Here is a 21,367-nt window from a genome sequence, read left to right on the forward strand (position 1 = left end):
ATGGATCATGCAGAAGCCACCTCCCTCGAGCTCGCGGACCTGGGTCTTCCTGCGCCAGCTCGCCCGCCTCAACGCCCTCCTGTTCCGGACGACGCGCGGCAAGGTCGGTGGGAAGCTCATGGGCGCGCCCGTGCTCCTGCTCCACCATGTCGGGCGCAGGTCCGGGCAGGCCCGGACCACACCGCTCCTCTACCTCGACGACGCGCCCCGGCTCGTCATCGTCGCCTCGAAGGGCGGCGTGGACGACCATCCGGCGTGGTTCCACAACCTCATGGCGATGGAGAGCACCGAGGTGGAGCTCCCCGGCGGCACGCGTCGTCAGGTCCGGCCTCGCGTCGCCGAGGGCGACGAGCGTGCGGCGCTGTGGGAGCGTCTCGTGGCGATGTACCCGTCGTATGCCGAGTACGCCACGTTCACCGAGCGAGTCATCCCGGTCGTGGTGCTGGAGCCCGCACCGGCGTGACGGCCGCAGGGGCCGGTCGGCGGGGCGCGACCCGCTGTCACCACCTGGACGGCACACGGATCCACGCCGTGCAGCGCCGGCCCGCGCCCGGGTTGAGCACAGTTGTCGCCCTCGCGACCACTCACATACCGTCGTCCAGTGACGATAGGACGGACGAGCGCGGTCTGGTCCGCGCCGGTCCGGTGAGGGAGGTAGAGACATGCCGGTCGCAGACGTCCGCGCCGTTGAGCTCTCGCACCACACGCACACCCCGGACTGGGACGCGTTCGTCGAGGAGCTCGAGCTCCTCCAGGACTCCGACGCACCAGCCTGCGTCACGCGCGCCGAGGAGTACCTCGACCTCGCCCGCCTGTACGGCGACGAGTACGCCGAGATGCGCCTCGCGTGCTGCGCCGCGTACGCACACCAGATCCTCGCGCACGACGCCGACGCCCTCGAGGCCGCAGCGCGCGCAGAACAGCTCGCCCACGAGCGCGGCGACCTCGTCTGGGAGTCGCGCGCCCTGGTGTGCCAGGGACTCGTGCGCCGCGAGATCGGCGATGCCGAGGGAGCGATCGACCAGCTCGAGCGAGCGCTCGACCTGCGCCGCCAGACGGACGACGACTCCGGGACGGCGTCCGTGCTCAACAGCCTCGGCACCGTCTACATGGGCATGCCGCACTTCGCGCCGCAGGCCGCGCGCGTCCTCGTCGAGGCTCGTCGTCTCTGGCTCGTCGCCGGCGACACCGACCACGCGTCGATCGCACAGACCAACCTCGCCAAGGCCTACGTCGCGACGAGCGGTCGCCTCGCCGTCGACAACCCGCGCGGCGCCGCCGCCGCAGCACGGCACGCCCTCGGGATCGCGCGACAGTCCGTCGAAGAGGCGGACGCGGCCGGTCTCTCCCGCACGGGGATCGACGCGCGCCTCGCGGTCGTGGGCGCCCACATGCTCGCGGGCGACCTCGAGGCTGCCGGACTCGCGCTCGACGGGACCGCCGCGATGCTCCAGTCCTTCCCGTCCACCCGGCAGCAGATCTCGCACCACGGCCTGCGTGGGCGATGGCTCGTCCGCGTCGGCCGCCTCGACGAGGCCGTGCTCGAGATCTTCGACGGACTCGACCTGTGCGCCGAGCTCGACCGGCCCGGCGAGCGCATCGAGCTGCTCACCTCGCTCGTCGACGCCCACGAAGGTCGCGGCGACCTGCGCTCGGCACTCACGACGATGCGCGAGGTCCACGAGCTCACGCTCGAGCTCGGGAACGCGACCGCAGACCGTCGGGCACAGCTGCTCAGCTCCCGGCTCGAGGTCGAGGCCGAGCGGTCGCGAGCGCTGGCGCTCCAGGAGCACAACTTGCGGCTCGAGCACGAGGCGACCCACGACGCCCTCACCGGGCTGCGGAACCGTCGGGCGCTCGACACGGCACTGTCCCAGTGGGCCACGGACCCGACCCGGCGGTTCGCGTGCGCGCTCCTCGACATCGACCACTTCAAACGGGTCAACGACCGTTGGTCGCACCAGGTGGGCGACCAGGTGCTCGCCCGGCTCGGTGTCGTGCTCCACGACATCGTCCGCGACGACGACGTCGTCGCACGCTACGGCGGCGAGGAGTTCGCGATCCTGCTCGACGGCCTGAGCGACGTCAACGCCGCGGACGCGTTCGAGCGGATCCGCCACGCGATCGTCTCCCACGCGTGGGACGACCTCCTCCCGGGCGAGCGGATCACCGTGAGCATCGGGGTCGCGCTGCACCGGGACGACGAGCAGGTGGAGTCGTTGCTGTCCCGCGCCGACGCCGCGCTCTACGCCGTCAAGCGCAACGGCCGCGACGCCGTGCGCCTCGCTGACTAGCGGGACGACCCCGCGGCGAGGTCCTCGCGCCGAGCGAGGATGTGCGTCCGCTCGGCGCCGTCCGGACAGTCCGTGAGCGCTTCGTCGTAGGCCGCCAGCGCGGCGTCCACCTGGCCGTCGCGGCGCAACAGCTCGGCCCGGACGAGCGCGACGCGGTGGTGGTGGGGCAACCGGTCGGCGGCAGCGCGGAGCACGGCGAGCCCGGCCATCGGCCCAGCAGCCTCGCCGACGGCGACCGCGCGGTTGAGCCGGACGATCGGCGACCCCGTGAGCGCCTCGAGCCGCGCATAGGTGAGCGCGATCGCGGCCCAGTCGGTCTCGGCGGACGTCGCGGCCGTGTCGTGGAACGCCGCGACGAGCGCCTGGAGCCGCAGCTCCTCGGCGAGCCCGGCACCGGGCTCGAGGGTGCGCAGGCGTCCGGTCCCGGCATCGATCTCGTCACCGCGCCACCGGCCGCGGTCCTGGTCCACGAGCCGGACCAGCCGGCCGTCGGGTCCGGTCCGGGCATCACGCCGGGCGTGCTGGAGGACGAGCAGGGCAGCGAGCGCCTCGAGCACCGGCCGGCCCGGGAGGAGGTCTGCTGCCAGCTCGGCCAGCCGGACGGCGTCGTCGGCCTGTCCGACACGGACGACGTCCTCGCCGCCGACCGGTGCGTACCCCGCCGTGAACGCGAGGTAGATCGTGCGGGCCACGTCGTCGAGCCGGTCCGGCCAGCGGTCGAGGTCGGGGACGACGAACGGCACGCCGCTGCTCGCGAGCCGGGCCTTGGCCCGGGTGAGCCGGGCGGCCATGGTCGCGGTCGGCACGAGGAAGAGCCGCGCGATGTCGGCTGTCGGCACGCCGAGCACGAAGCGCAGCGCGAGCGCCGGGCGCACCTCGGGGGCGAGCACCGGGTGGGTGGCCATGAACAGCAGCGACAGCCGCTCGTCGACGTCCTCCCCGGGCGCGGGCGCAGTCCCGTCGTGCGCAGGCTCGTTCCGGGGCTCGTCGTCGACGAGCAGGTGCGCCTTGGTCCGGGCCGTCTGCTCGCGGCGGAGCGCATCGACGACGCGACGGCTCGCGACGGTGCGGATCCAGCCCGCCGGGTTCTCCGGGACGCCCGATCGTGGCCACTGCGCAGCCGCGTCGGCGAACGCACCGGCGAGCGCGTCCTCGACGAGGTCAGGGCGCCCGAACCGGTGCATGAGCTGCCCGAGCAGCCGGCCCCAGTGGGTGCGCCAGACCTCGTCGAGGACGGGCCCCGCAGACATCAGGGGGTGTCGACCGTGGGCGCGATCTGGATGTCGTACGGCGGGAGGATCGTGAGCAGGTCGACGACGACGTCGATGTCGGGCGCCTCGACGAGGTAGAACCCGCCGAGGCCTTCGAGCGCCTCGGCGAACGGCCCTTCGGTGAGGGACACGGTCCCGTCTCGGGTCGACATCACGGTGGAGCTCGCTGGTCCACCGAGCGCCTCCCCGGACAGGATCTCGACGCCCGGCCGCGCCTCGCAGGCGGCTCCGAACTCGCCGAACTTCTGCATGTCGGCAGCCTGCTGCTCAGGCGTGAGCTCCTCCCAGGGGAGCATCTCGCCGTAGCCGATCAACAGCACGAGGTATTTCATCTGCGTTCCCTTCGTGGGGACAGCGAGGTTGCCGTCACCATCATGTCGTATGAGGTGCGGCCAGATCGACAGGCAGGGTGGAGCAGTGTGCGGGCAGGCTGCGGCGGCTCGACGCCGGTCGGTCGGACGGTACGGCGCGGATCAGGTCACGAGCTCCGCGAAGGCGACGATGTTGTCCTCGTAGTGGCCCGTGGCGCTGTTGAACGCCCCGCCGCAGGAGATGAGCCGCAGCCCGGCGTGGTCGATGTCCCCATAGACGAGCTCGGTCGGGAACGCGTCCTTGGGGTAGCGGGTGACCTCGGTGGTCCGGAAGACCGCGACCGAGCCGTCGGTGCGGCTCACCCGGATCTCGGCGCCCACCTCGAGAGCCGCCAGCTGGTGGAAGACGCCGGGGCCTGTGACCCAGTCGATGTGTCCGGCGATGACCGCCGGGCCGATCTCGCCCGGCGTCGGCGCGCCCGTGAACCATCCTGCGGGGAAGGCACCCGGTGGAACCTCGAGCGACCCGTCCGCGAGGAGCCCGAGCGCCATGAGCTCGGAGTCGACGCCGATGGTCGGCACCTCGACGCGGAGCGGGACGGAGGCGGACATCGCCGCGACGGGCAGTGCGGTGGGTGCGGCGGCAGGAGCGGGGGCCGGGCTGCTCGGCTCGCTCTTGACCGCCGCTGAGGTCGCGGACCCTGCGGGCGTCGCGGCCTCCGTCGACCCGTCGGCGGTGGAGCAGCCGGAGACGGTGACGAGGAGCGCCACGAGACCGGCGACCACCCGCCGCGTCGTGCGGCCCGTGCGACGGTGCGCCGTCACCTGCGGCGCAGGCGCGGAGACCATGCCACGAGTGCGGCCACGGCACCGATACCCGCCAGGCCGGCGGTGACCGCCAGGAGGACGGGGGTGTCGGTCCCGGTGCGGACCACGCTGCTACCGTCACCGGTCGCCACTCCTCCACGGGGTCGGACCGCGACCTGCGGGGCGGCCCGGGGCGTCGGGGCCGCCGGGACGGCCAGAGCGCCTGGTCCGGCCGCCTCAGGCCCGGTGACCGGAGGGACGGGAGTCGTGGGCGAGCACACCGGGAGGGTGATCGTGTTGCTGATAAGGGTGACCTCGCCCGTCTGAGCGAGGGCGCGGCCCTGCAGCGTGGCGCCGGCCTCGAAGGAGATCGTCGTCTCCGCGAGGATGGTCCCGGCAAACTGGCTGCCCGCCTCGATGGTCGCCGAGCTCGGCACCCGCCAGTAGAGGTTGCACGCCGTGGCGCCGTCGATGAACGTGATCGAGCTGCCGGCGGCGGCGAGGAGGGTGGAGAGCGACTGGAAGACGAAGACGGCGTTCGGGTCCCCGTTGGCGTCGAGCGTGAGGTTGCCGTTGAGCTCGATCTCTCCGCCGGTGTCGTAGACGCCGGGCTCGAGCGTCAGCCCGCCGAGCTCGACTGCGGCGAGGGGGTCGGGCGTCTGCGCCGACGCCGCGTTGTACGCGGTCACGAGGTCGGTCTTCGCTTGCTGCGTGACCGCGTCACCACCACGCTCGACGCCGCCGACGTACGTGATGGTCCCGGCGCCCGTGATGCTCGTCGTGGGGAACGAACCGGCGTCACCGCCGAGGGTGGTCGCGCCCGTGTTCGTCACGCCCGCGCCGGCGAGCACCGCGAACGTCGCGCCCGCACCGAGCGGGACCGGGGTGCCGATCGCAGCGTGCGCTGTCGACGGTGCGAGGGCCAGTGCGCAGGCGGCGACCACCGCAGTGAGCGACAGGGGGGGCGCGGAGGCGGGTGCGTGCGTGAGTGCGGGGGACGACAACCATGGATCTGTCCTTCGAGACGGTAGGGCGCTCAGAGCCACGATGTCGTGCCCGAGAGGGGACGGGGCCCAAGGTATGGCTCCGTGTGTCAGGCAGCAGTGACACCGTGCGAGCACCGGTCGCCTCAGTGCGACCACTGTCGACACGGATGCTGTCCGGAATCGAGCGTGCCACGGCGAGTTCCTCAGGAGGAGTCCGCCGGGGCGTCCGTCACCGAGATTATCGGCGGCTCTCGCTCACCGCGCGGGGACCTCGTCCATCGGGCAGCACAGAACGCGCATATGGCACGATATCGCCGCGTTCTTCACCCGGCTGCGCGGGACGTGCCACGTTCCGTCACCGCCAGAGCGGCGTCTCCCAGTCCACGACGGTGAGAGGCACGACCAGGACCGGACGGTGCTGGTGGTGCATGAGACGCACCGCGACCGATCCGTCGACGACCTCGCGCAGCCGCGCTCCCGGGCCGGGCGCGCGCGTGCCGACGACGATCGCGGAGGCGTCCACGGCCCGCGCCAGGTGTGTCAGCGCTCGGTCCGCCCGGCCCGCCAGATACCGCAGCTGCCACGGGACACCGGAGCCCTCGAGCACGTCGGTGAGCGACTGCTCGATCTGCCGTTGCGTGTCCGTCCAGGAGTCGTCCGCACCGTCCGGGTCGAGCTCCGCGTGGCGCACGGTGCCGTCCGGGTGCTCCTCCACGGTGAACCGTGTCGGGTCGACGTAGGCGAAGTACAGGGTGACGCCGCCGGCGGCAGCCGACCAGGCCGCGGCCGTGAGTGCCACGAGCTCCGGCTGGTGCGGCACGATCCCGACGACGACAGGGTGCCCACCGAAGGGCGTGAGACGCGACGGGCTCGGCTGCGGTGCAGCGCGTGCGCTCATGACACCCCTCCTCTGCTCGGTCGTCACGACCTGCCCGTCGTGGGGCCTGCCTCGATCGAGACATCTGACGATGCCACGCCGAGAGCTGCGCGCCAAGAGGCGCCCCGAGGTCAGTAGACGAAGGCGGCGACGCGTTGGCGCAGGTCTGCGGACAGGCGGGCGAGCTCGTCGACCGACGTCCCCATCTGGACGAGGACCTGGCTGGACGAGGCGGCGCCGCTCGCGACCCCCACGATGTTGCTCGCGATGTCGACCGATCCGGTCGCCGCCTCGGAGACCGACCTCGACATCTCGTTGGTCGTCGCGGTCTGTTCCTCGACGGCAGAGGAGATCGTCAGCTGGTAGTCGTTGATGCTGGCGATGATCGTCGAGATCTCACCGATCGCGACGACCGCGCCACCCGTGTCCACCTGGATCGCCTGGACGCGGCGCGCGATGTCCTCGGTCGCCCGCGCCGTCTCTTGCGCGAGCTCCTTGACCTCGCTCGCGACGACGGCGAAGCCCTTGCCTGCCTCGCCCGCCCTGGCTGCCTCGATCGTCGCGTTGAGCGCGAGGAGGTTCGTCTGCTCCGCGATGCTCGTGATGACCTTGACCACGTTGCCGATCTCGGCCGAGGAGATCCCCAGCTTGGTCACGGTGGCGTTGGTCGCGTCCGCGACATCCGTGGCCTGGCGGGCGACCTTGGCGGCTTCGTGCGCGTTCTGCGCGATCTCCCTGATGGACGCGCTCATCTCTTCGGCGCCCGCCGAGACGGTCTGGACGTTGCGACTGACCTGCTCGGCTGCTGCCGCGACGACGCCTGCCTGCACGCTCGTCTCCTCCGACCCCGCGGCAACCTGCGAGTTCGCGGCCGAGAGCTCTTCCGCTGCCGCGGCGACCGTGCCCGCGGTCTCGACGACCCCGGAGATCACCTCGCGCAACGACGTCTGCGCGACGGCGAGCGCCGTGGCCATCTGGCCGATCTCGTCCTGCGAGGAGACCTTCGGTGCCTTCGTGAGGTCACCGGTCGCCATCGCGTCGACCGAACCCTTGACCTCCATCACCGCACGACGGATCCCGTTGGCGATGACCGCACCGAACGCGATCCCGAGAGCGATGACCACGACAAGGATCGCAATGGTCGCGACGAGCGCGCTGCGCGCCTCGGTGGTCGCGTGCTCGGCGAGCTCGTCCATCTGGCCGGAGATCTCCGCCTCGATGTCACCGACGTCGCCGAGCATCGAGACGATGTCGTCGTTCACTCCACCCGAGAGGACCTCGGCATAGGTCTCGTCGTCGCCTGCCATCGCAGCCGGCACGAGCTCTTCGTCGACGACGGTGCGGTACGCGTCGAACGACTCGGTGAACTTCGCGAGGTTGGCCGGGAGCTCGCCGTTGGCTGCCCGGTAGACCTCGGCGTACGTCGCCTTGACGTCGTCCAGCGTCGCGTAGGACTGCTCCAGCGCAACCACGGCTTTCTCCGTGTCTTCGGGCAGGACCACGTTGATCCGGAGCATCATGACCCGGACGTCCAGCAGCGCCGCCTTGAGGCGACCGAGCTCCTCGCCCACCAACGACTGCGTCCTGGCTGCCTGCGTCTCGCCGGCGATCGCAGTCATCTGCACGGCCGCGAACACGCCCAGCCCGGAGGCGAGCACCGCGAAGAGACCGACCAGCGCGAAGATCCTCATCCGCACCGTCGCACGGGCGAGAAGGCCTGCTCGTGGCGTCGACGCGGCGGGTGCTGGGGTCTTGCTCATGACGGATCCTCTGACGGTGTGAAAACGCTGTCACACCATCTATCGGCGGATCCGTCAAGGAGATGCGGGAAAGCAGACGGCCCTGAGGATATTCACCTTGCGGCGTGCGGGCGACCGAGGAGCTCGCGTGATATTCAGGCGGCGAGCCTGGCCTCGACCGCCGCGAGCAGCACGCACGTCGCGACGCCGTCCATCGACGCCCGGACGGCGTCGAGCGACGGAAAGCTCGGGGCGAGGCGGATGTTCGTGTCCTGCGGGTCCGTGCTGTACGGGAAGGCCGAGCCGGCGGCCGTGAGCGAGATCCCGGCCTCCTTGGCGAGCTGCACCACGCGGCGGGCCGTGCCGGGGACGACGTCGAGACTGACGAAGTACCCGCCCTCGGGCCGGGTCCACGTCGCGACTCCCCAGCCGCCGAGGCGCTCGGTGAGGATCTCCTGGACGAGGTCGAACTTCGGGGCGAGGATGGCGCGGTGCTTCGCCATGTGCGCGCGCACGCCGTCGGCGTCACCGAAGAAGCGCAGGTGGCGCAGCTGGTTGACCTTGTCGGGACCGATGCTCTTCACGCCGTAGTGCGCGCGGTACCAGGCGATGTTCTCGTCCGACGCCCCGAAGAAGCTCACGCCTGCGCCGGCGAACGTGATCTTCGACGTCGACGCGAGGACGAGCGGACGGTTCGGGTTCCCCGCCTCGGCCGCGAGCCCGAGGACGTCGACCGCCGGCGCGCCGTCCTCGACGAGCGAGTGCACGGCGTAGGCGTTGTCCCAGATGATCCGGAAGTCGGGTGCCGCTGTGGGCATCGAGACGAGCGCGCGGGTGATCTCCTCCGAGTACACCGCGCCGGTCGGGTTCGCGTACGTCGGGACCGTCCAGATCCCCTTGATCGCCGGGTCGTTCGCCACGAGGTCACGCACCACGTCCATGTCGGGTCCGTCGTGGTGGAGCGGGACAGGGATCATCTCGAAGCCGAAGCCCTCGGTGATCGCGAAGTGGCGGTCGTAGCCGGGGCTGGGCGCGAGGAACTTCACCACCGGCTCCTTCGACCACGCGCGCACCGAGTCAGGGGTGCCGTGCAGGAGGGCGAAGACGACGAGGTCGTGCATGACCTCGAGGCTCGCGTTGTTGCCCGCGAGGAGGTTGCCCGCCGGGATGTTCAGCAGCTCGGCGAAGATCGCGCGCAGCTCGGGCAGACCGTCCAGCCCACCGTAGTTGCGGGTGTCGAGCCCGTTCCCGTCGCGGTAGTCCTCCCCCGGAAGGGTGAGCAGCCCGTTCGCGAGGTCGAGCTGTTCCGGGGACGGCTTCCCGCGCGTGAGATCGAGCGTGAGGTTCTTCGCCGTGAGCTCTGCGTAGCGGGCGGTCAGCGCCGTGTGCTCAGCAGCGAGCTCGTCAGGGCTGAGGGACTCGATCGCGATCTGGGAAGACATCCTGTGGCAACCTCTCACCGGCTTTCGCCGAGCGTCGGAACGACTGCGGAGCGACAGGCCCTGCGGGCCCTCCTCGATCCTAGGGGAACGTCTCGGTCCGCAGGCCAGCGGCCGGGAGGGCGACCGTGAACGTCGTCTCGCCGCGCGTCCCGTCGACCTCGATCCGGCCACCGTGCGCGCGGACGACCGCGTCGACGATCGCGAGGCCCAGCCCGGTCGACCCGCTCCCGGGCGACCGCGCCGCGTCACCCCGGGTGAAGCGCTGGAACAGCTGGCTCCGAAGCCCTTCGGGGATCCCCGGACCGTCGTCGCGGACGGTCAGGTGGACGGTCTCGCCGTCCGAGCGCACCGACGTCACCACCGTCGTGCCGGGTGGGGTGTGGACACGGGCGTTGGCCAGGAGGTTGACGAGCACCTGTCGCAGGCGTCCTTCGTCGCCGAGCACGACGGTCGGCGGGTTGCGGTCGAGGTCGTCCGTCCTGCTGTCGGCGTCGTCCGTGTCGTCTGTGTCGTCCGCGCCCGGGAGCTCGAGCTGCCACCGGTGGTCGGGGCCGGCGACGTGCGCGTCCGAGACCGCGTCGACGGCGAGGGCCGTGAGGTCTACCTCTTCGGAGCCGAGCGGCCGACCCGCGTCCAGGCGGGCGAGCAGGAGCATGTCCTCGACGAGGGTGGTCATGCGCCGGGACTCCGACTCCACGCGCTCCATGGCGCGCAGGGCGTCGTCGGGCACCTCGTCGGGCATCCTGCGGACGAGCTCGGCGTAGCCGCGGATCGAGGCGAGCGGTGTCCGGAGCTCGTGGCTGGCGTCGGCCACGAACTGGCGGACCTGGGTCTCGCTCTCGTGCCGGGCCGCGAGCGCACCCTCGACGTGGTCGAGGAGCCGGTTGACGGCCGTGCCGACCTTGCCGACCTCGGTCCCGGGGTCCGTGTCCGTGTCGGGCACACGCTCGAGCACGGCAACCTCGCCGCGGTGCAGCGGCACCTGGGAGACGCGTGTCGCGGTCGCGGCCACCCGTTCGAGCGGGCGCAGCTCACGGCGCACGAGCGCACCGCCGACGAGCGCGGCCGTGCCGATGCCGAGGACGGCGACGATCACCTCGACGGCGAGGTACTGGCTGACCGTCGCAGTGACCTCCTCGCTGGACAGGCCCGTGACGACGAGGGTGCCGGTCTCCGACGTGGCCGCGACCACGCGGTAGTCGCCGAGGTCCTCGAGCTCGACGGTCCGGGGCTCACCGTCGGGCTCGACCGCCTCGAGGACGGCGACCTGGGCGGTGGTGAGCGACTGGAACGTCCCCTCGGAGTCGATGTAGCCGGAGAGCTCGGTGTCGTCCCCGATCGCGAGGTTGATCGTCCCGGCACCCTGCCCGGGCGTGTCGAGGCCCGGCGGCGGGCCGTCGAAGCCGCGCAGGTCGTCGGCGCTCGGGATGTCGTCGGACCCGGGCACGTCGCCGGGCTGCCCGGTCGCACCGTCCTGCGGGCTCGAGCCGTCCTGCTCGGACGGTCGGGGCGCCTCGTGGGCGCGCAGCGACCGGGCGCTCGCCTCGGAGAGGCGCCCGTCGAGCTGGTCGACGAGCGACTCGCGCAGTGCCAGCGTGGAGAGGGTGCCGATCGTCGCGGCGACCGCGACGAGCAGGCTGACGAGCACGGCGACGAGCCGCCGCCGCAGCGTCCACCCGGTCATCCGGCGGCGTCCTCTGCGCCGGACGCGGGCTCGGCGTCGGCAGGCTTGAGCACGTAGCCCACCCCGCGCAGGGTGTGGATCATCGGCGTCCGGCCCGCGTCGATCTTGCGCCGCAGGTAGGAGACGTAGAGCTCGACGATGTTCGCCTGACCACCGAAGTCGTACTGCCACACGCGGTCGAGGATCTGCGCCTTCGACAGGACGCGGCGGGGGTTGCGCATGAAGAAGCGCAAGAGCTCGAACTCCGTCGCGGTGAGCCGGATCTCCGTACCGCCGCGTGTCACCTCGTGGCTGTCCTCGTCCATGACGAGGTCGCCGACCGTGAGCGTGCTGTCGTCGGCGGTCGTGCTCGCGCCGGCGCGGCGCAGGAGGGCACGCAGCCGCGCGACCACCTCCTCGAGGCTGAAGGGCTTCGTCACGTAGTCGTCACCACCTGCCGTGAGGCCTGCGACACGGTCCTCGACGGCGTCCTTCGCCGTGAGGAAGAGGACGGGCACCGTCGGGAGATCGGCACGGATCCGACGGAGCACCTCGATGCCGGTGAGGTCGGGGAGCATGACGTCGAGGACGATGACGTCGGGCGGGGTCGCTCGGGCAGCCTTGACCGCTGCCCGGCCGGTGAGCGCCGTCTCCACGAGCCACCCCTCGTAGCGCAGCACCGTGGAGAGGAGGTCGCCGAGCGAGGGCTCGTCGTCGACGACGAGCGCACGGACAGGAGACCCGTCGAGACGGGTGAGGAGGTCGGGCTTCGCGCGGGCTGCCGGGGTGCTCATGCGTCCATGATCGCGCGCGCGCCCCTGCGGGCGCTGAGCGCTCCCTGTGCGCGACCTGTGGATGCCGGCCGTGTCCCAGGACTCATGTCTGGTTCACAGGGAGCACGCAGGGACGGCACAGAGCGGTCCGCCAGAGTTCCGGGCATACCTCAGACCCCTGGAGCCTCCCGATGACACTCTTCCTCACGTTCACCCTGGACCTCGTCGCCGTCTCGGTCCTCACGTTCGCCCTGTACTTCCCACGCCACCGACGACGTGAGCTCGTCGTCGCCTACCTGGGCGTGAACGTCGGGGTGCTCGTCGTCGCGACGGCGCTCTCGTCCTCGACGATCGGGGCCGGCCTCGGGCTCGGGCTCTTCGGGGTGCTCTCGATCATCCGGCTGCGCTCGACCGAGCTCGGACAGCAGGAGGTCGCGTACTACTTCGCGTCGCTCGCCATCGGCCTGCTCGCGGGCCTCGCCGTCACGCCGCTGTGGCTCACGGCGACGCTGTCCGCACTCGTGGTGCTCACGCTGTTCGTCGGCGACCACCCCCGCATGTTCGCCAGGTACCGCAGCCAGCTCATGGTGCTCGACTCTGCGTTCACCGACGAGAAGGCCCTCGTCGCGCACCTCGAACGGCTCCTCGGTGCCACCGTGCACGCTGTCGTCGTCCAGAAGGTCGACCTCGTCGTGGAAACCACGCTCGTCGACGTGCGGTACCGGGTGGGCGAGGACGGCCGCAGGCCGCGGCCCCGGACGCGCGGACAGGCCGACGTGACGGGCCAGCCCGCCCCGACCGCACGCACGACCGGCATCATGGTCGCCGGGGCGCAGCGATGACGGCGCCGACGCCGCCAGCAGAGAGCCCCGACCTCTCCTCGGCGCTCGCGGCCATGGCACCGGTCCGTCTCGACGACCTGCTCGACCGGGCCGCGCTCCAGACCCGCACGGACCGCAAGTACGTGCTGCCCCTGCCCGCGACGATCGGCCTCGTCGGCGACCTCCAGGACCAGGCGCACGTCCTCGAGATCGCCGGCAGCCGCACGTTCGGCTACGAGTCCGTCTACTTCGACACCCCTGCCCTGCGCAGCTTCATGCTCGCGGCGCACCGACGGCCCGCACGGTTCAAGATTCGCACGCGGACGTACCTCGACTCGGGCGAGTGCTGGCTCGAGGTCAAGACCCGCGACCGGCGCGGAAGGACCGTCAAGACGCGACAGCCTCATCCGTTGGCCGACCGTCAGGACCTCACCCGCGCGGGCCAGGAGTTCGTCCGAGGCGTGCTCGACGAGCACCGCCTGCCCGCGGACGAGACCACGGCGCTGCGCCCCACGCTCGTCACCCGCTACGCGCGCACCACGCTGCTCGTGTGCGGCCCCACCCCGGCGACCGACAGCCGGCTCACCATCGACACCGGTCTGGTGTGCTCGCGCGACGACAGCACTGTCGCACGTCTGCCGTCGCGTGCTGTCGTCGAGACGAAGTCGGGTGCCGGGGCGTCCCCCGTCGACCGCATGCTCTGGAGCCGGGGACACCGGCCGTCGCAGATCTCGAAGTACGGGACCGGGCTCGCCGCCCTCGACCCGGACCTCCCGGCGGCGAAGTGGATGCGGGTGCTCCATCGCAACCCCTTCGAGCAGGTCGTCCTCCCCCGGTGAGCTCCGCACCGCCGCTCCCGAGGGAGAGCTCCGCGCGCCTACCTAGATAGCGAACCTACATAGGTTGCGCTACTCTCTAGTCATGTCCGACGAGAGCACCGCACCCAGCGACTGGCCGAGCGAGTGGCTGCGCGGCGTCCTGGGTGTCTGCGTGCTCCGCGTCCTGTCCGACGGCCCCACCTACGGGTACGCCATCGGGACGGCGCTCGCCGACGGCGGCCTCGGCACGCTCAAGGGCGGCACGCTCTACCCGTTGCTCAAGCGCCTCGAAGATGCCGGCCACGTCACCATCGAGTGGCGCGCCGGCGAGGGCGGGCCGGGCCGCAAGTACTACCACCTCACACGTTCCGGCGAGGACGAGCTCGCACGCGCCGGCGACCAGTGGACGCAGTTCACCGAGGTCACGCGAACCATCATCCATGGGACGCGCGCCGCGCTCCCTCTCACCCCGGAGGTCCAGTCATGAGGTCGACGATCCGCAAGCGCTGGTCGGAGTGGAAGTACTCCACCGAGCGCGCCCTGGCGCCGCACGTCGAGGAGCCCTGGGCCGAGAGCCTCGTGCTCGAGCTCCGCCTGCAGGGGGTGGGCGGGCCCGCGATCGGCGAGGCGCTCAGCGAGGTCGAGTCGCACTGCGCCGAGAGCGGCGAGACCGCTCACGACGCGTTCGGCGACGCGACCGGGTACGCACGCAGCCTCGGGCTGCCGCGCAGCGAGGACGACACCGTCGCCGCGATTGCTGCAGCCACCGCTCCGACGGTCGTCCAGATCGTCGGGATGCTCGCGACCCTCTGGGCGTTCGCCCCATGGGTTGCCGGTGAGGACCTCGACCTCACGACCGGCCAGGCGCTCTCGGCTGTCATCCTTCTCGGAGTCATCGCCGGGATCGTCTCCTTCTCCGAGCCCGTGCTGCGGTTCGTCGTCACCCACCCGGTCGGGGCGTTCTTCGCGTTCATGGGCTTCTCCGCGCTGGCTGTCGTCGTGCCTCTGCTCCTCCAGCAGCCGCTCGCCACCGTCCCCGCCACACCGGCCCTCGTGCTCGCCGCCGGGGTGCTCGTGGTCGGCTCCGTGTGGGAGCGGGCGCGCCAGCGGAGCGGCGTCGACGAGGACCTCATCACCTCGCCGCTCGCAGGACCCGACGCCGAGGACGGCACCGTCCCCGACAGCAGCCCGACGTCGGCGCGCGGCGCGAGCAGGATCGCTGCGCTCTCGTACCTCATGATCCCCGCGTACACGGTGCTGATCCTGGGCTTCATCTGGTGGATCTCGGAGCAGTAGCCACGCATCAGCCCGCCTGCTCCGCCGCCGAGGCCGGGCCGGCTCGCGCCCTCGCTTCGGCCGTCCGCCCGGCGGGCGCCGGGGCGGTGGCCGTGACGGTGTAGATCCCGTCCCCCTCGGGCAGGCACTGCGTGAGGGTCCCGCCGTTGCGGCGAGCCACCTCGCCCGCGAGCGAGCAGGGCTCCGCCGTCCCGCTCATGTCCGCGCCGGCCGCGGCGAGGGCCGCGAGGTCGGCCGCCCCCTGGGCCCCACCCCGCGCTGCGGCCGACCCGCCGAGCACGCCGACGAGAGCGGCGAGGAGCACGAGGGCAGCGACGACGCCGATGAGCAGGACCGTCCCCGAGCCGGCCTCCGGGTCCTCTCCGCAGAGCAGGCGGGACGGGGTTCCTCTGGCGCTCACAGCGCGACAGGTGTCCACGCCCCTCACTGCGCCCCCTCCTCGGCGACGGCGGACTCCAGCCACGCCGTCGACGTCGCCGAGGCCGCAAGGCCTCGACCTCCGAACCATCCACCCGCGACCGGCGCCTCGACCGTGACGGTGACCCAGGGATCGGACCGCTGGACAGAGACGGCCACGGTGTCGCCGGCCGTGCGCTGAGCGATCTCGACGGTCCGTGCGTCCGGCTCGCCCGCGGCCGCGGCACGCGCCCCCGCCCGTGCCGCGTCCGTGACCCGCAGCTGGGTGGCGCCGGCCAGCGCGATGACGACGACGGCGACGAGCACGAGGACCACCGCGGGGAGCGCGACCGCGAGCTCGGCCGTGACGGCCCCACGATCACCGTCGACGACCCGGCGCCGACGCCACGCGGCACGCCCCGCACGCCGAGCTACGACACTCGTGCGCGACACGGCGGCGCGAGGACGTGGGCGCGCGAGCGACCCTAGGCGCTCCCCACGGTGGTCGTCCACCGTCAGCCGATGCTCAGCGCGGTGGAGATGAGGCCGGACAGCAGGCTCTTGACCGTCGCGCTCTTGAGGACGGCGATGAGCAGACCGGCGAAGCCGACCGCAGCGATGGTGGCGATGGCGTACTCGGCCGTCGCCATGCCGTCGTCGCGACGAGCCAGCACGGTGCTGCGCGCGGTGCAGGCCCGCCCGGCGAGCCACTGTCGAGCTCGTCCGCGGTGCGCCCCAGGACGAGCGGTGCGACCGTGCCTGCGTGCGCTGCTCGGGACGACGGCGCCGGTCGTGCGGGCTGGAGCTCCGCCCAGAGGCCCTGCGGAGGGTGGGGCGTGCGTGTGGGTGATCGTCATGGTGTTCCTCTCGGTCTGCTGCCCGGACGGGCAGGAACCGAGCCTGCGGAAGCGTGCGTGGTTCCGCGACGACGATGCTGCGGACTGTGGACGGTCTCGCTCCACCCGCACCCTGTGGGCGGCAGGCGCCCGTGCCTACTCCAGCGGGCGCACGTTCGGGTTGAGGCGGAAGAGGTTCTCGGGGTCCCACTGCGCCTTGACCGCCGCGAGGCGCTCGTAGCGGTCGCCGAAGGACGCCCGCACGAGGTCGGCGCCCTCCTCCTGGAACCCCGCGAAGTTCAGGTACCGCGTGCCGTCGGAGAAGGGCTCGAGCGTCGAGACGAGAGATCGCGTCCACGCGATGTTGGCGTCGTCGTCGGCCGCGTCGACCCAGTTGGCCTCGGGGTTGACGAGGAAGGCGGCCGAGGACGTCGCGAACGCACCGTCGACAGGTTCGGCCGCGGCGCCGGCGACGTGCCACACGTCGATGGTGCTCAGGTCGGACGCGGGCGTCCTCCCCGCGGCGGCGATCGCCTCGATCGCCGCGTCGCCGAGGTCGGTGACATTGACCGACTTCCAGTAGTAGCGCATGCCGTCGGGGTACTCCTCGTCGAACGCCTTCTGCACCTCGACGTAGGGCATGACTCCTGAGGCGTCGGACAGGGGGACGCCGAACTCGTGCAAGGGGCGCAGCACCCGTTCTCCCTCTGCCGGGTCCCCGAGGACCATGCCGGCGAACGCCACGAAAGGCCGGCCGGCGGAGCCTGGGACAAAACCGTGCGCGCCCTCGGGCACGACTCCGGCGAAGGCCATGAGGCTGGTGCTGTCCGGGGCGTTCGCACAGAAGTCGCGGAAGTCACGCAGCGCGCGTGCCCCGTCTCCGTCCGATGCGTCGTGGTGCACCATGAGGAAGTACACCTCACGATCGACCGGGTGGGCGCGGAAGGTGAACGACGTGACGACACCGACGTTCCCGCCGCCACCGCGCAGGGCCCACAGGAGCTCCGGATTCTCCGTCGCGCTCGCCTGCACCACCTCGGACTGCGCCGTCACGACCTCGGCGGCGACGAGGTTGGCACAGCTGAGGCCGTAGGCGTTCCGCAGCCAGCCGTACCCGCCGGCGAGAGCGAGCCCTGCGACGCCCGTGCGAGAGAACACGCCTCCGGGCACCGCGAGACCGGCCTCCTGCGTGACGGCGTCGACCTCGCCCCAGGTGGCACCCCCACCCACGGTCACCTCGCGCGCCTGGTCGTCGACGCTCACCGAGCGCATCGCGGCGAGATCGAGGACGACGCCCTCGTCGACCGTCCCGTGCCCGGCGACCCCGTGCCCACCACCGCGCACGGCCAGCGGGAGGCCGTGCGTCCGGGCGAACGCCACGCCGAGGCTGACGTCGGCGGCGCTCGCGCACCGGATGATCACCCGTGGCCGGCGGTCGTGGATGCCGTTCCACACGCGCCGAGCAACCTCGAAGTCCGGATGGTCAGGGGTCACGACCTCGCCGTCCACCTGGGCCGTCAGGGCGCTGAGCGTGTCGAGGGCACCCAGGTCGTTGTCCGCCATGTCGATCTCCGAACGCGCGGTTTCCGTGTTTCGGCGACATTACGCCCATATCGCCGAGCCATCAACCCTTGTGATCACGGTCCGAGGACACCAGCGCCGAGCGAGAGGAGCACGGGGACGAGCCCGATGAGGACGAACGCCGGGAGGAAGCAGACTCCGAGAGGCAGCACGAGGTGGACGCCGAGCCGCGCCGCCGCGGTCCGAGCCCGGGTCCGTGCGTCCTGGTCGATCCGGACTCCCGCCAGACGCAGCGCGTCCCGCGGCGCCGCCCCGTGCACCCATGCCGGCTGGAGGGCCTCGGCCACGTGCGCGAACCGTTCGCCCGTCCCCGCCCAGGCTGCGTCCCACGAGGCTCCCAGGAGCAGGGCCGACGCGGCCCCGCGCAGCACCGCCCGGTCCGGTCCGCCGAGCGCGTCCCCGGTCGCCTCGAGCGCTCGGGGCAACCCGGCTCCGGATCCGAGCGCCGAGGAGAGGAGGTCGAGGACCACGGTGAGCTCGACCCGGACGGGCTCTTCGTCGGGATCGGCCCCGCGCACCGTCCGCCACCGGTACCACCGGTGACACCGCAGGCTCGACCGGCGCACGGCCCACCGACGCGCGGACGACCACGGGAGCAGCCCGAGGTGCACGAGCACTGCCACGAGCACCCCGGTCTCGATCACGCCGGCGCTCGTGGCGTCGACGAGGACCCCGCTCACAACGGGCTTCCCGCGCGTCGAGCACCGGCCACCAGGCGCCGGCTCCACGTGCGGCCGGCGAGCAGCAGGCCCGTCCCGGCGAGGATCACCACGGCCCCCACACCTCCGCCCAGCAGCAGCCTGGGCAGGTCCGCACCGAGCGCGGTCCCGAGCGCAGCTCCGACGACGGGCAGCCAGAGAAGTACGCGCGCCGTGGTCTGCGGCCCTGCGAGCGCTGCCGATCGTTCGGACTCGGCCTCTGCTGCGGCCGTGAGGGTGGCGACGATCGACTCGAGCACCGCGGCGAGCGGCGCTCCGACCTCCGCGGCCAACCGGCAGGCCGCCACCACGGCAGCGGCCTGTCGAGCGGCCTGGTCGTCGTCCGCGCCGCCGACGAGAGCGGCGAGGTCGGTGTGGTCCGGGATCCCGTGGAGGTCGGCGCGCACACCGCCGACCATGGGCCAGGCTCTGCTCGGTGGGAGTCCGCTCCGGAGCAGCCCGGCGACCTGCGTGACGACCATCGCCATCGACGTGGTCGGTTCGCTCCGCCCCGTCCGCGACGCGAGCTGCCGCGCAGCGGTCGCCCGCACGGCGACGACGGCAGCGCGCAACCCCCAGCGCTCGCCGCCACCGGGCGCTGCCACGCGCCCGACCGGTCGGCCGCGTGGCCCGGCAGCGGCGAGGACGGCAACCCCGACGAGGACCCCGGCGCACCACGCCCCGGGCGCGACCGGACCGAGCCCGACGACCGATCCGATCACGACGGCGTCTCGAGCCGCGCTGCGAGCGCGGGCCAGTCCGCGTGCTCGACGGGTGCGCCGATCCCGTTCCACGTGAGCGCAGGGCGGACCTCGAGATCGCCTGACGTGCTGCGCCGCACGACCCCGACCTCTCCGACGAACCGGCGCCTCTCCCCGTCGGCCGCCGGGACGCGACGCAGGTGGATGACGGCGTCGAGGGCGCTGAGCGCCTGGGCGGCGAGGCTCTCCCGTGTCATGCCTGCGAGCGCGGCGAGAGCTTCGAGGCGGGCGGGGACGTCGGCGGCGGTGTTCGCGTGGAGGGTGGCGCAGCCGCCGGAGTGCCCGGTGTTGAGGGCTGTGAGGACGTCGCGCACCTCGGCCCCGCGGCACTCGCCGAGGACGATGCGGTCGGGGCGCATGCGCAGCGCGTTGCGGACGAGGTCGGCGAGGTCGACGGCTCCTGTCCCTTCGACGTTCGCGCGGCGCGCGGCGAGGGGGACGACGTGCGGGTGGGTCGGTGCGAGCTCGCGCGCCTCCTCGATGGTCACGATCCGCTCGGCGGGGTCGACGACGGCGAGGAGTGCCGCGAGCAGGGTCGTCTTTCCGGTCCCGGTCGCTCCGCTGACGAGGAAGCTGGCGCGCTCGGTGACGATCGCTCGGAGCACGGGTTCCCACGTGGGCGGGATCATCCACGCGTCGACGAGCTCGGCGAGCGTGAAGGACCGGCTCCGGAGCACGCGCAGGGAGATGACGGCTCCGTCCGTGCAGATGGGTGCGAGGACGGCGTGGAGCCGGGTCCCGTCGGGGAGGCGGGCGTCGACGGTGGGGCTCGAGTCGTCGAGCCGCTGGCCGCCTGCGGCTGCGAGCCGGACGGCGAGCTCGCGGACGGCGTCATGGCTGTCGAGGGTCAGGCCGGTGTGCTGGAGCCCTCGGCCTGCGTCGACCCAGATCTCGGTGGGTGAGTTCACGAGGACGTCGGTGACGGACTCGTCGTCGAGAAGTCGTTGGAGGGGGCCGGCTCCGAGGAGCTCGGCGCGGACCTCGCGAACCATCTCGTCGAGGGCCGTGCTGCCGAGGACGATGTCGCTCGCGCGCAGGGCGTCGACGACCTGCTCGTGGGTCGGCCGTCCGCCGAGGCGCGCGAGACGTTCTCGGACGCCTGCGACGAGCCGCTGGTCGGTCATCGTCGTCTCCGTGTCCCCGGGGCGGCGGACGCGTGCCGGACGGCTCGGGCGTGGTCGAGGACGACGGCCGCGGCTCGTCCGAGGTCGCCCCGACGACCTCGGCGCGACCGTGCGGGAGGCCCTTCGCCGCGCTCGAGCGCTCCGGAGAGGGTCGGGTCGTTCCGGAGCTCGGCCCAGAGGTCGAGCCCTGCGGCGCTGGCGACGTCGTGGGCGGTGAGGCCGCCGGCTGCGGGACCACGGACGACCATGCCGAGGGGTGCCCGGGGCGCGGCGAGGGTCGTCGCGTCGTGGAGGGCGAGCGCTCCGGCGACAGATCCGAGGTCGCGGGTGGCGACGACGACCACGACCGTGCACCGGGCGGCGGCCGCGAGCGTGTCGCTGTCGGCCTCGCTGCCACGGGCGTCAGGGTCACGGGCGTCGGGGTCACGGCCGGAGGGACTGCGTCCGGAGGGCGGGCACCGCGGGAGGTGGTGGCGGGAGAGGTCGACGACGACGAGCTCGTGCGCCTGGACGAGCGCCCGGACGACGTCGGCGGGGGCGTCGCCCACGAGACCTTCGGGGCGTCTCCGGTCGGCGCTGAGGACGTGCGCTCCGCGCCAGGTCGGGAGGAGCGCAGCGAGCTCGTCGCCGCCGACCTCGCCGCGCGCGGCGTGGAGGTCCGGCCAGCGCAGACCGACCTCGTCCTCGATCCCGAGGAGGACGTCGAGGCCTCCTCCGGTGAGGTCGCCGTCGACGAGCGCGGTGTGCGCGCCGCCCGCGGCGGAGAGGCGTGCGACGGCGGCGGCGAGCACGGAAGCCCCTGTCCCGCCGCGCGCACCGATGACGCCGACGACGGTCGCGTCGTGGTCTTCTGCTGGGAGTCCGGGCATGAGC

23 protein-coding genes are annotated in these 21,367 nt (G+C 72.5%); 6 read left to right on the forward strand and 17 right to left on the reverse strand.

What is annotated here, in order from left to right:
• Window positions 1-7: 7 nt before the first annotated feature.
• Together ABKW26_RS05025 and ABKW26_RS05030 are read left to right on the forward strand one after the other, a co-directional pair.
• The gene (locus ABKW26_RS05025; protein WP_348591421.1) at window positions 8-463 is read left to right on the forward strand and encodes a nitroreductase family deazaflavin-dependent oxidoreductase; all 456 of its coding nucleotides are present in this window, start codon (window positions 8-10) and stop codon (window positions 461-463) included.
• A 199-nt stretch (window positions 464-662) separates the two neighbouring features.
• Entirely contained in the window at window positions 663-2,294 is a 1,632-nt protein-coding gene (locus ABKW26_RS05030) for a GGDEF domain-containing protein (RefSeq protein WP_348591423.1), read from the forward strand.
• Here ABKW26_RS05030 and ABKW26_RS05035 read toward each other — a convergent pair.
• The 9 genes from ABKW26_RS05035 to ABKW26_RS05075 all read right to left on the reverse strand — a co-directional run bounded on the left by ABKW26_RS05035 (window position 2,291) and on the right by ABKW26_RS05075 (window position 12,184).
• The gene (locus ABKW26_RS05035; protein WP_348591425.1) at window positions 2,291-3,544 is read right to left on the reverse strand and encodes a DUF6596 domain-containing protein; all 1,254 of its coding nucleotides are present in this window, start codon (window positions 3,542-3,544) and stop codon (window positions 2,291-2,293) included. The genes ABKW26_RS05030 and ABKW26_RS05035 overlap by 4 nt on opposite strands.
• Complete coding sequence (locus ABKW26_RS05040) at window positions 3,544-3,897, reverse strand: YciI family protein (RefSeq protein WP_348591427.1); 354 nt, start codon at window positions 3,895-3,897, stop codon at window positions 3,544-3,546. Before ABKW26_RS05040 ends, ABKW26_RS05035 begins: the two co-directional genes overlap by 1 nt.
• A 141-nt stretch (window positions 3,898-4,038) precedes the next feature.
• Window positions 4,039-4,725: a class F sortase gene (locus tag ABKW26_RS05045; RefSeq protein WP_348591429.1), complete on the reverse strand. Its 687-nt coding sequence runs from the start codon at window positions 4,723-4,725 to the stop codon at window positions 4,039-4,041.
• The gene (locus ABKW26_RS05050) at window positions 4,698-5,687 is read right to left on the reverse strand and encodes an ice-binding family protein (protein ID WP_348591431.1); all 990 of its coding nucleotides are present in this window, start codon (window positions 5,685-5,687) and stop codon (window positions 4,698-4,700) included. Before ABKW26_RS05050 ends, ABKW26_RS05045 begins: the two co-directional genes overlap by 28 nt.
• Window positions 5,688-6,024: 337 nt before the next feature.
• The gene (locus tag ABKW26_RS05055; protein WP_348591433.1) at window positions 6,025-6,567 is read right to left on the reverse strand and encodes a universal stress protein; all 543 of its coding nucleotides are present in this window, start codon (window positions 6,565-6,567) and stop codon (window positions 6,025-6,027) included.
• A gap of 110 nt (window positions 6,568-6,677) precedes the next feature.
• Entirely contained in the window at window positions 6,678-8,306 is a 1,629-nt protein-coding gene (locus ABKW26_RS05060) for a methyl-accepting chemotaxis protein (RefSeq protein ID WP_348591435.1), read from the reverse strand.
• A gap of 134 nt (window positions 8,307-8,440) precedes the next feature.
• Window positions 8,441-9,727 carry an aminotransferase class I/II-fold pyridoxal phosphate-dependent enzyme gene (locus tag ABKW26_RS05065; RefSeq protein WP_348591437.1) on the reverse strand — a complete coding sequence of 429 codons (1,287 nt, stop codon included), beginning with the start codon at window positions 9,725-9,727 and terminating at the stop codon, window positions 8,441-8,443.
• Window positions 9,728-9,806: 79 nt separating this feature from the next.
• Entirely contained in the window at window positions 9,807-11,411 is a 1,605-nt protein-coding gene (locus ABKW26_RS05070) for a HAMP domain-containing sensor histidine kinase (protein ID WP_348591439.1), read from the reverse strand.
• Complete coding sequence (locus tag ABKW26_RS05075) at window positions 11,408-12,184, reverse strand: response regulator transcription factor (protein WP_348591441.1); 777 nt, start codon at window positions 12,182-12,184, stop codon at window positions 11,408-11,410. The genes ABKW26_RS05070 and ABKW26_RS05075 overlap by 4 nt, the downstream gene beginning before the upstream one ends.
• A gap of 170 nt (window positions 12,185-12,354) precedes the next feature.
• On the opposite strand from ABKW26_RS05075, the gene ABKW26_RS05080 reads away from it, so the two are divergent.
• From ABKW26_RS05080 to ABKW26_RS05095, 4 genes are all read left to right on the forward strand, one after another.
• Complete coding sequence (locus ABKW26_RS05080; RefSeq protein ID WP_348591443.1) at window positions 12,355-13,005, forward strand: DUF4956 domain-containing protein; 651 nt, start codon at window positions 12,355-12,357, stop codon at window positions 13,003-13,005.
• Entirely contained in the window at window positions 13,002-13,823 is an 822-nt protein-coding gene (locus ABKW26_RS05085; RefSeq protein WP_348591444.1) for a polyphosphate polymerase domain-containing protein, read from the forward strand. The genes ABKW26_RS05080 and ABKW26_RS05085 overlap by 4 nt, the downstream gene beginning before the upstream one ends.
• 82 nt (window positions 13,824-13,905) lie before the next feature.
• Window positions 13,906-14,289, forward strand: coding sequence for a PadR family transcriptional regulator (locus ABKW26_RS05090; protein ID WP_348591446.1), 384 nt, complete (start codon window positions 13,906-13,908; stop codon window positions 14,287-14,289).
• Window positions 14,286-15,098 carry a hypothetical protein gene (locus ABKW26_RS05095; RefSeq protein WP_348591448.1) on the forward strand — a complete coding sequence of 271 codons (813 nt, stop codon included), beginning with the start codon at window positions 14,286-14,288 and terminating at the stop codon, window positions 15,096-15,098. The genes ABKW26_RS05090 and ABKW26_RS05095 overlap by 4 nt, the downstream gene beginning before the upstream one ends.
• Window positions 15,099-15,105: 7 nt before the next feature.
• On the opposite strand, the gene ABKW26_RS05100 is transcribed toward ABKW26_RS05095, so the two are convergent.
• The 8 genes from ABKW26_RS05100 to ssd all read right to left on the reverse strand — a co-directional run bounded on the left by ABKW26_RS05100 (window position 15,106) and on the right by ssd (window position 21,363).
• Entirely contained in the window at window positions 15,106-15,498 is a 393-nt protein-coding gene (locus ABKW26_RS05100; RefSeq protein ID WP_348591449.1) for an Rv3654c family TadE-like protein, read from the reverse strand.
• Between the two features lie 23 nt (window positions 15,499-15,521).
• The gene (locus tag ABKW26_RS05105; RefSeq protein WP_348591450.1) at window positions 15,522-15,947 is read right to left on the reverse strand and encodes a TadE family type IV pilus minor pilin; all 426 of its coding nucleotides are present in this window, start codon (window positions 15,945-15,947) and stop codon (window positions 15,522-15,524) included.
• A 62-nt stretch (window positions 15,948-16,009) separates the two neighbouring features.
• The gene (locus tag ABKW26_RS05110) at window positions 16,010-16,351 is read right to left on the reverse strand and encodes a DUF4244 domain-containing protein (RefSeq protein ID WP_348591452.1); all 342 of its coding nucleotides are present in this window, start codon (window positions 16,349-16,351) and stop codon (window positions 16,010-16,012) included.
• A gap of 135 nt (window positions 16,352-16,486) precedes the next feature.
• Complete coding sequence (locus ABKW26_RS05115) at window positions 16,487-17,893, reverse strand: FAD-binding oxidoreductase (protein ID WP_348591454.1); 1,407 nt, start codon at window positions 17,891-17,893, stop codon at window positions 16,487-16,489.
• Between the two features lie 74 nt (window positions 17,894-17,967).
• Window positions 17,968-18,591: a type II secretion system F family protein gene (locus tag ABKW26_RS05120; protein ID WP_348591456.1), complete on the reverse strand. Its 624-nt coding sequence runs from the start codon at window positions 18,589-18,591 to the stop codon at window positions 17,968-17,970.
• On the reverse strand, window positions 18,588-19,331 hold the full coding sequence (locus ABKW26_RS05125) for a hypothetical protein (protein ID WP_348591458.1): 744 nt from the start codon (window positions 19,329-19,331) through the stop codon (window positions 18,588-18,590). Before ABKW26_RS05125 ends, ABKW26_RS05120 begins: the two co-directional genes overlap by 4 nt.
• On the reverse strand, window positions 19,328-20,494 hold the full coding sequence (locus tag ABKW26_RS05130) for a TadA family conjugal transfer-associated ATPase (RefSeq protein WP_348591460.1): 1,167 nt from the start codon (window positions 20,492-20,494) through the stop codon (window positions 19,328-19,330). Before ABKW26_RS05130 ends, ABKW26_RS05125 begins: the two co-directional genes overlap by 4 nt.
• Entirely contained in the window at window positions 20,491-21,363 is an 873-nt protein-coding gene (gene ssd, locus ABKW26_RS05135; RefSeq protein WP_348591462.1) for a septum site-determining protein Ssd, read from the reverse strand. Before ssd ends, ABKW26_RS05130 begins: the two co-directional genes overlap by 4 nt.
• Between the last annotated feature and the right edge of the window lie 4 nt (window positions 21,364-21,367).

The sequence above is a fragment of the Sanguibacter sp. 25GB23B1 genome, assembly GCF_040012415.1.
GTDB lineage: Bacteria > Actinomycetota > Actinomycetes > Actinomycetales > Cellulomonadaceae > Sanguibacter.

Coding starts and splice junctions, on each gene's coding strand:
- ABKW26_RS05025 (WP_348591421.1), top strand. CDS start 8: ATGCAGAAGCCACCTCCCTCGAGCTCGCGGACCTGGGTCTTCCTGCGC.
- ABKW26_RS05030 (WP_348591423.1), top strand. CDS start 663: ATGCCGGTCGCAGACGTCCGCGCCGTTGAGCTCTCGCACCACACGCAC.
- ABKW26_RS05035 (WP_348591425.1), bottom strand. CDS start 3,544: ATGTCTGCGGGGCCCGTCCTCGACGAGGTCTGGCGCACCCACTGGGGC.
- ABKW26_RS05040 (WP_348591427.1), bottom strand. CDS start 3,897: ATGAAATACCTCGTGCTGTTGATCGGCTACGGCGAGATGCTCCCCTGG.
- ABKW26_RS05045 (WP_348591429.1), bottom strand. CDS start 4,725: ATGGTCTCCGCGCCTGCGCCGCAGGTGACGGCGCACCGTCGCACGGGC.
- ABKW26_RS05055 (WP_348591433.1), bottom strand. CDS start 6,567: ATGAGCGCACGCGCTGCACCGCAGCCGAGCCCGTCGCGTCTCACGCCC.
- ABKW26_RS05060 (WP_348591435.1), bottom strand. CDS start 8,306: ATGAGCAAGACCCCAGCACCCGCCGCGTCGACGCCACGAGCAGGCCTT.
- ABKW26_RS05065 (WP_348591437.1), bottom strand. CDS start 9,727: ATGTCTTCCCAGATCGCGATCGAGTCCCTCAGCCCTGACGAGCTCGCT.
- ABKW26_RS05070 (WP_348591439.1), bottom strand. CDS start 11,411: ATGACCGGGTGGACGCTGCGGCGGCGGCTCGTCGCCGTGCTCGTCAGC.
- ABKW26_RS05075 (WP_348591441.1), bottom strand. CDS start 12,184: ATGAGCACCCCGGCAGCCCGCGCGAAGCCCGACCTCCTCACCCGTCTC.
- ABKW26_RS05080 (WP_348591443.1), top strand. CDS start 12,355: ATGACACTCTTCCTCACGTTCACCCTGGACCTCGTCGCCGTCTCGGTC.
- ABKW26_RS05085 (WP_348591444.1), top strand. CDS start 13,002: ATGACGGCGCCGACGCCGCCAGCAGAGAGCCCCGACCTCTCCTCGGCG.
- ABKW26_RS05090 (WP_348591446.1), top strand. CDS start 13,906: ATGTCCGACGAGAGCACCGCACCCAGCGACTGGCCGAGCGAGTGGCTG.
- ABKW26_RS05095 (WP_348591448.1), top strand. CDS start 14,286: ATGAGGTCGACGATCCGCAAGCGCTGGTCGGAGTGGAAGTACTCCACC.
- ABKW26_RS05110 (WP_348591452.1), bottom strand. CDS start 16,351: ATGACGATCACCCACACGCACGCCCCACCCTCCGCAGGGCCTCTGGGC.
- ABKW26_RS05115 (WP_348591454.1), bottom strand. CDS start 17,893: ATGGCGGACAACGACCTGGGTGCCCTCGACACGCTCAGCGCCCTGACG.
- ABKW26_RS05130 (WP_348591460.1), bottom strand. CDS start 20,494: ATGACCGACCAGCGGCTCGTCGCAGGCGTCCGAGAACGTCTCGCGCGC.
- ssd (WP_348591462.1), bottom strand. CDS start 21,363: ATGCCCGGACTCCCAGCAGAAGACCACGACGCGACCGTCGTCGGCGTC.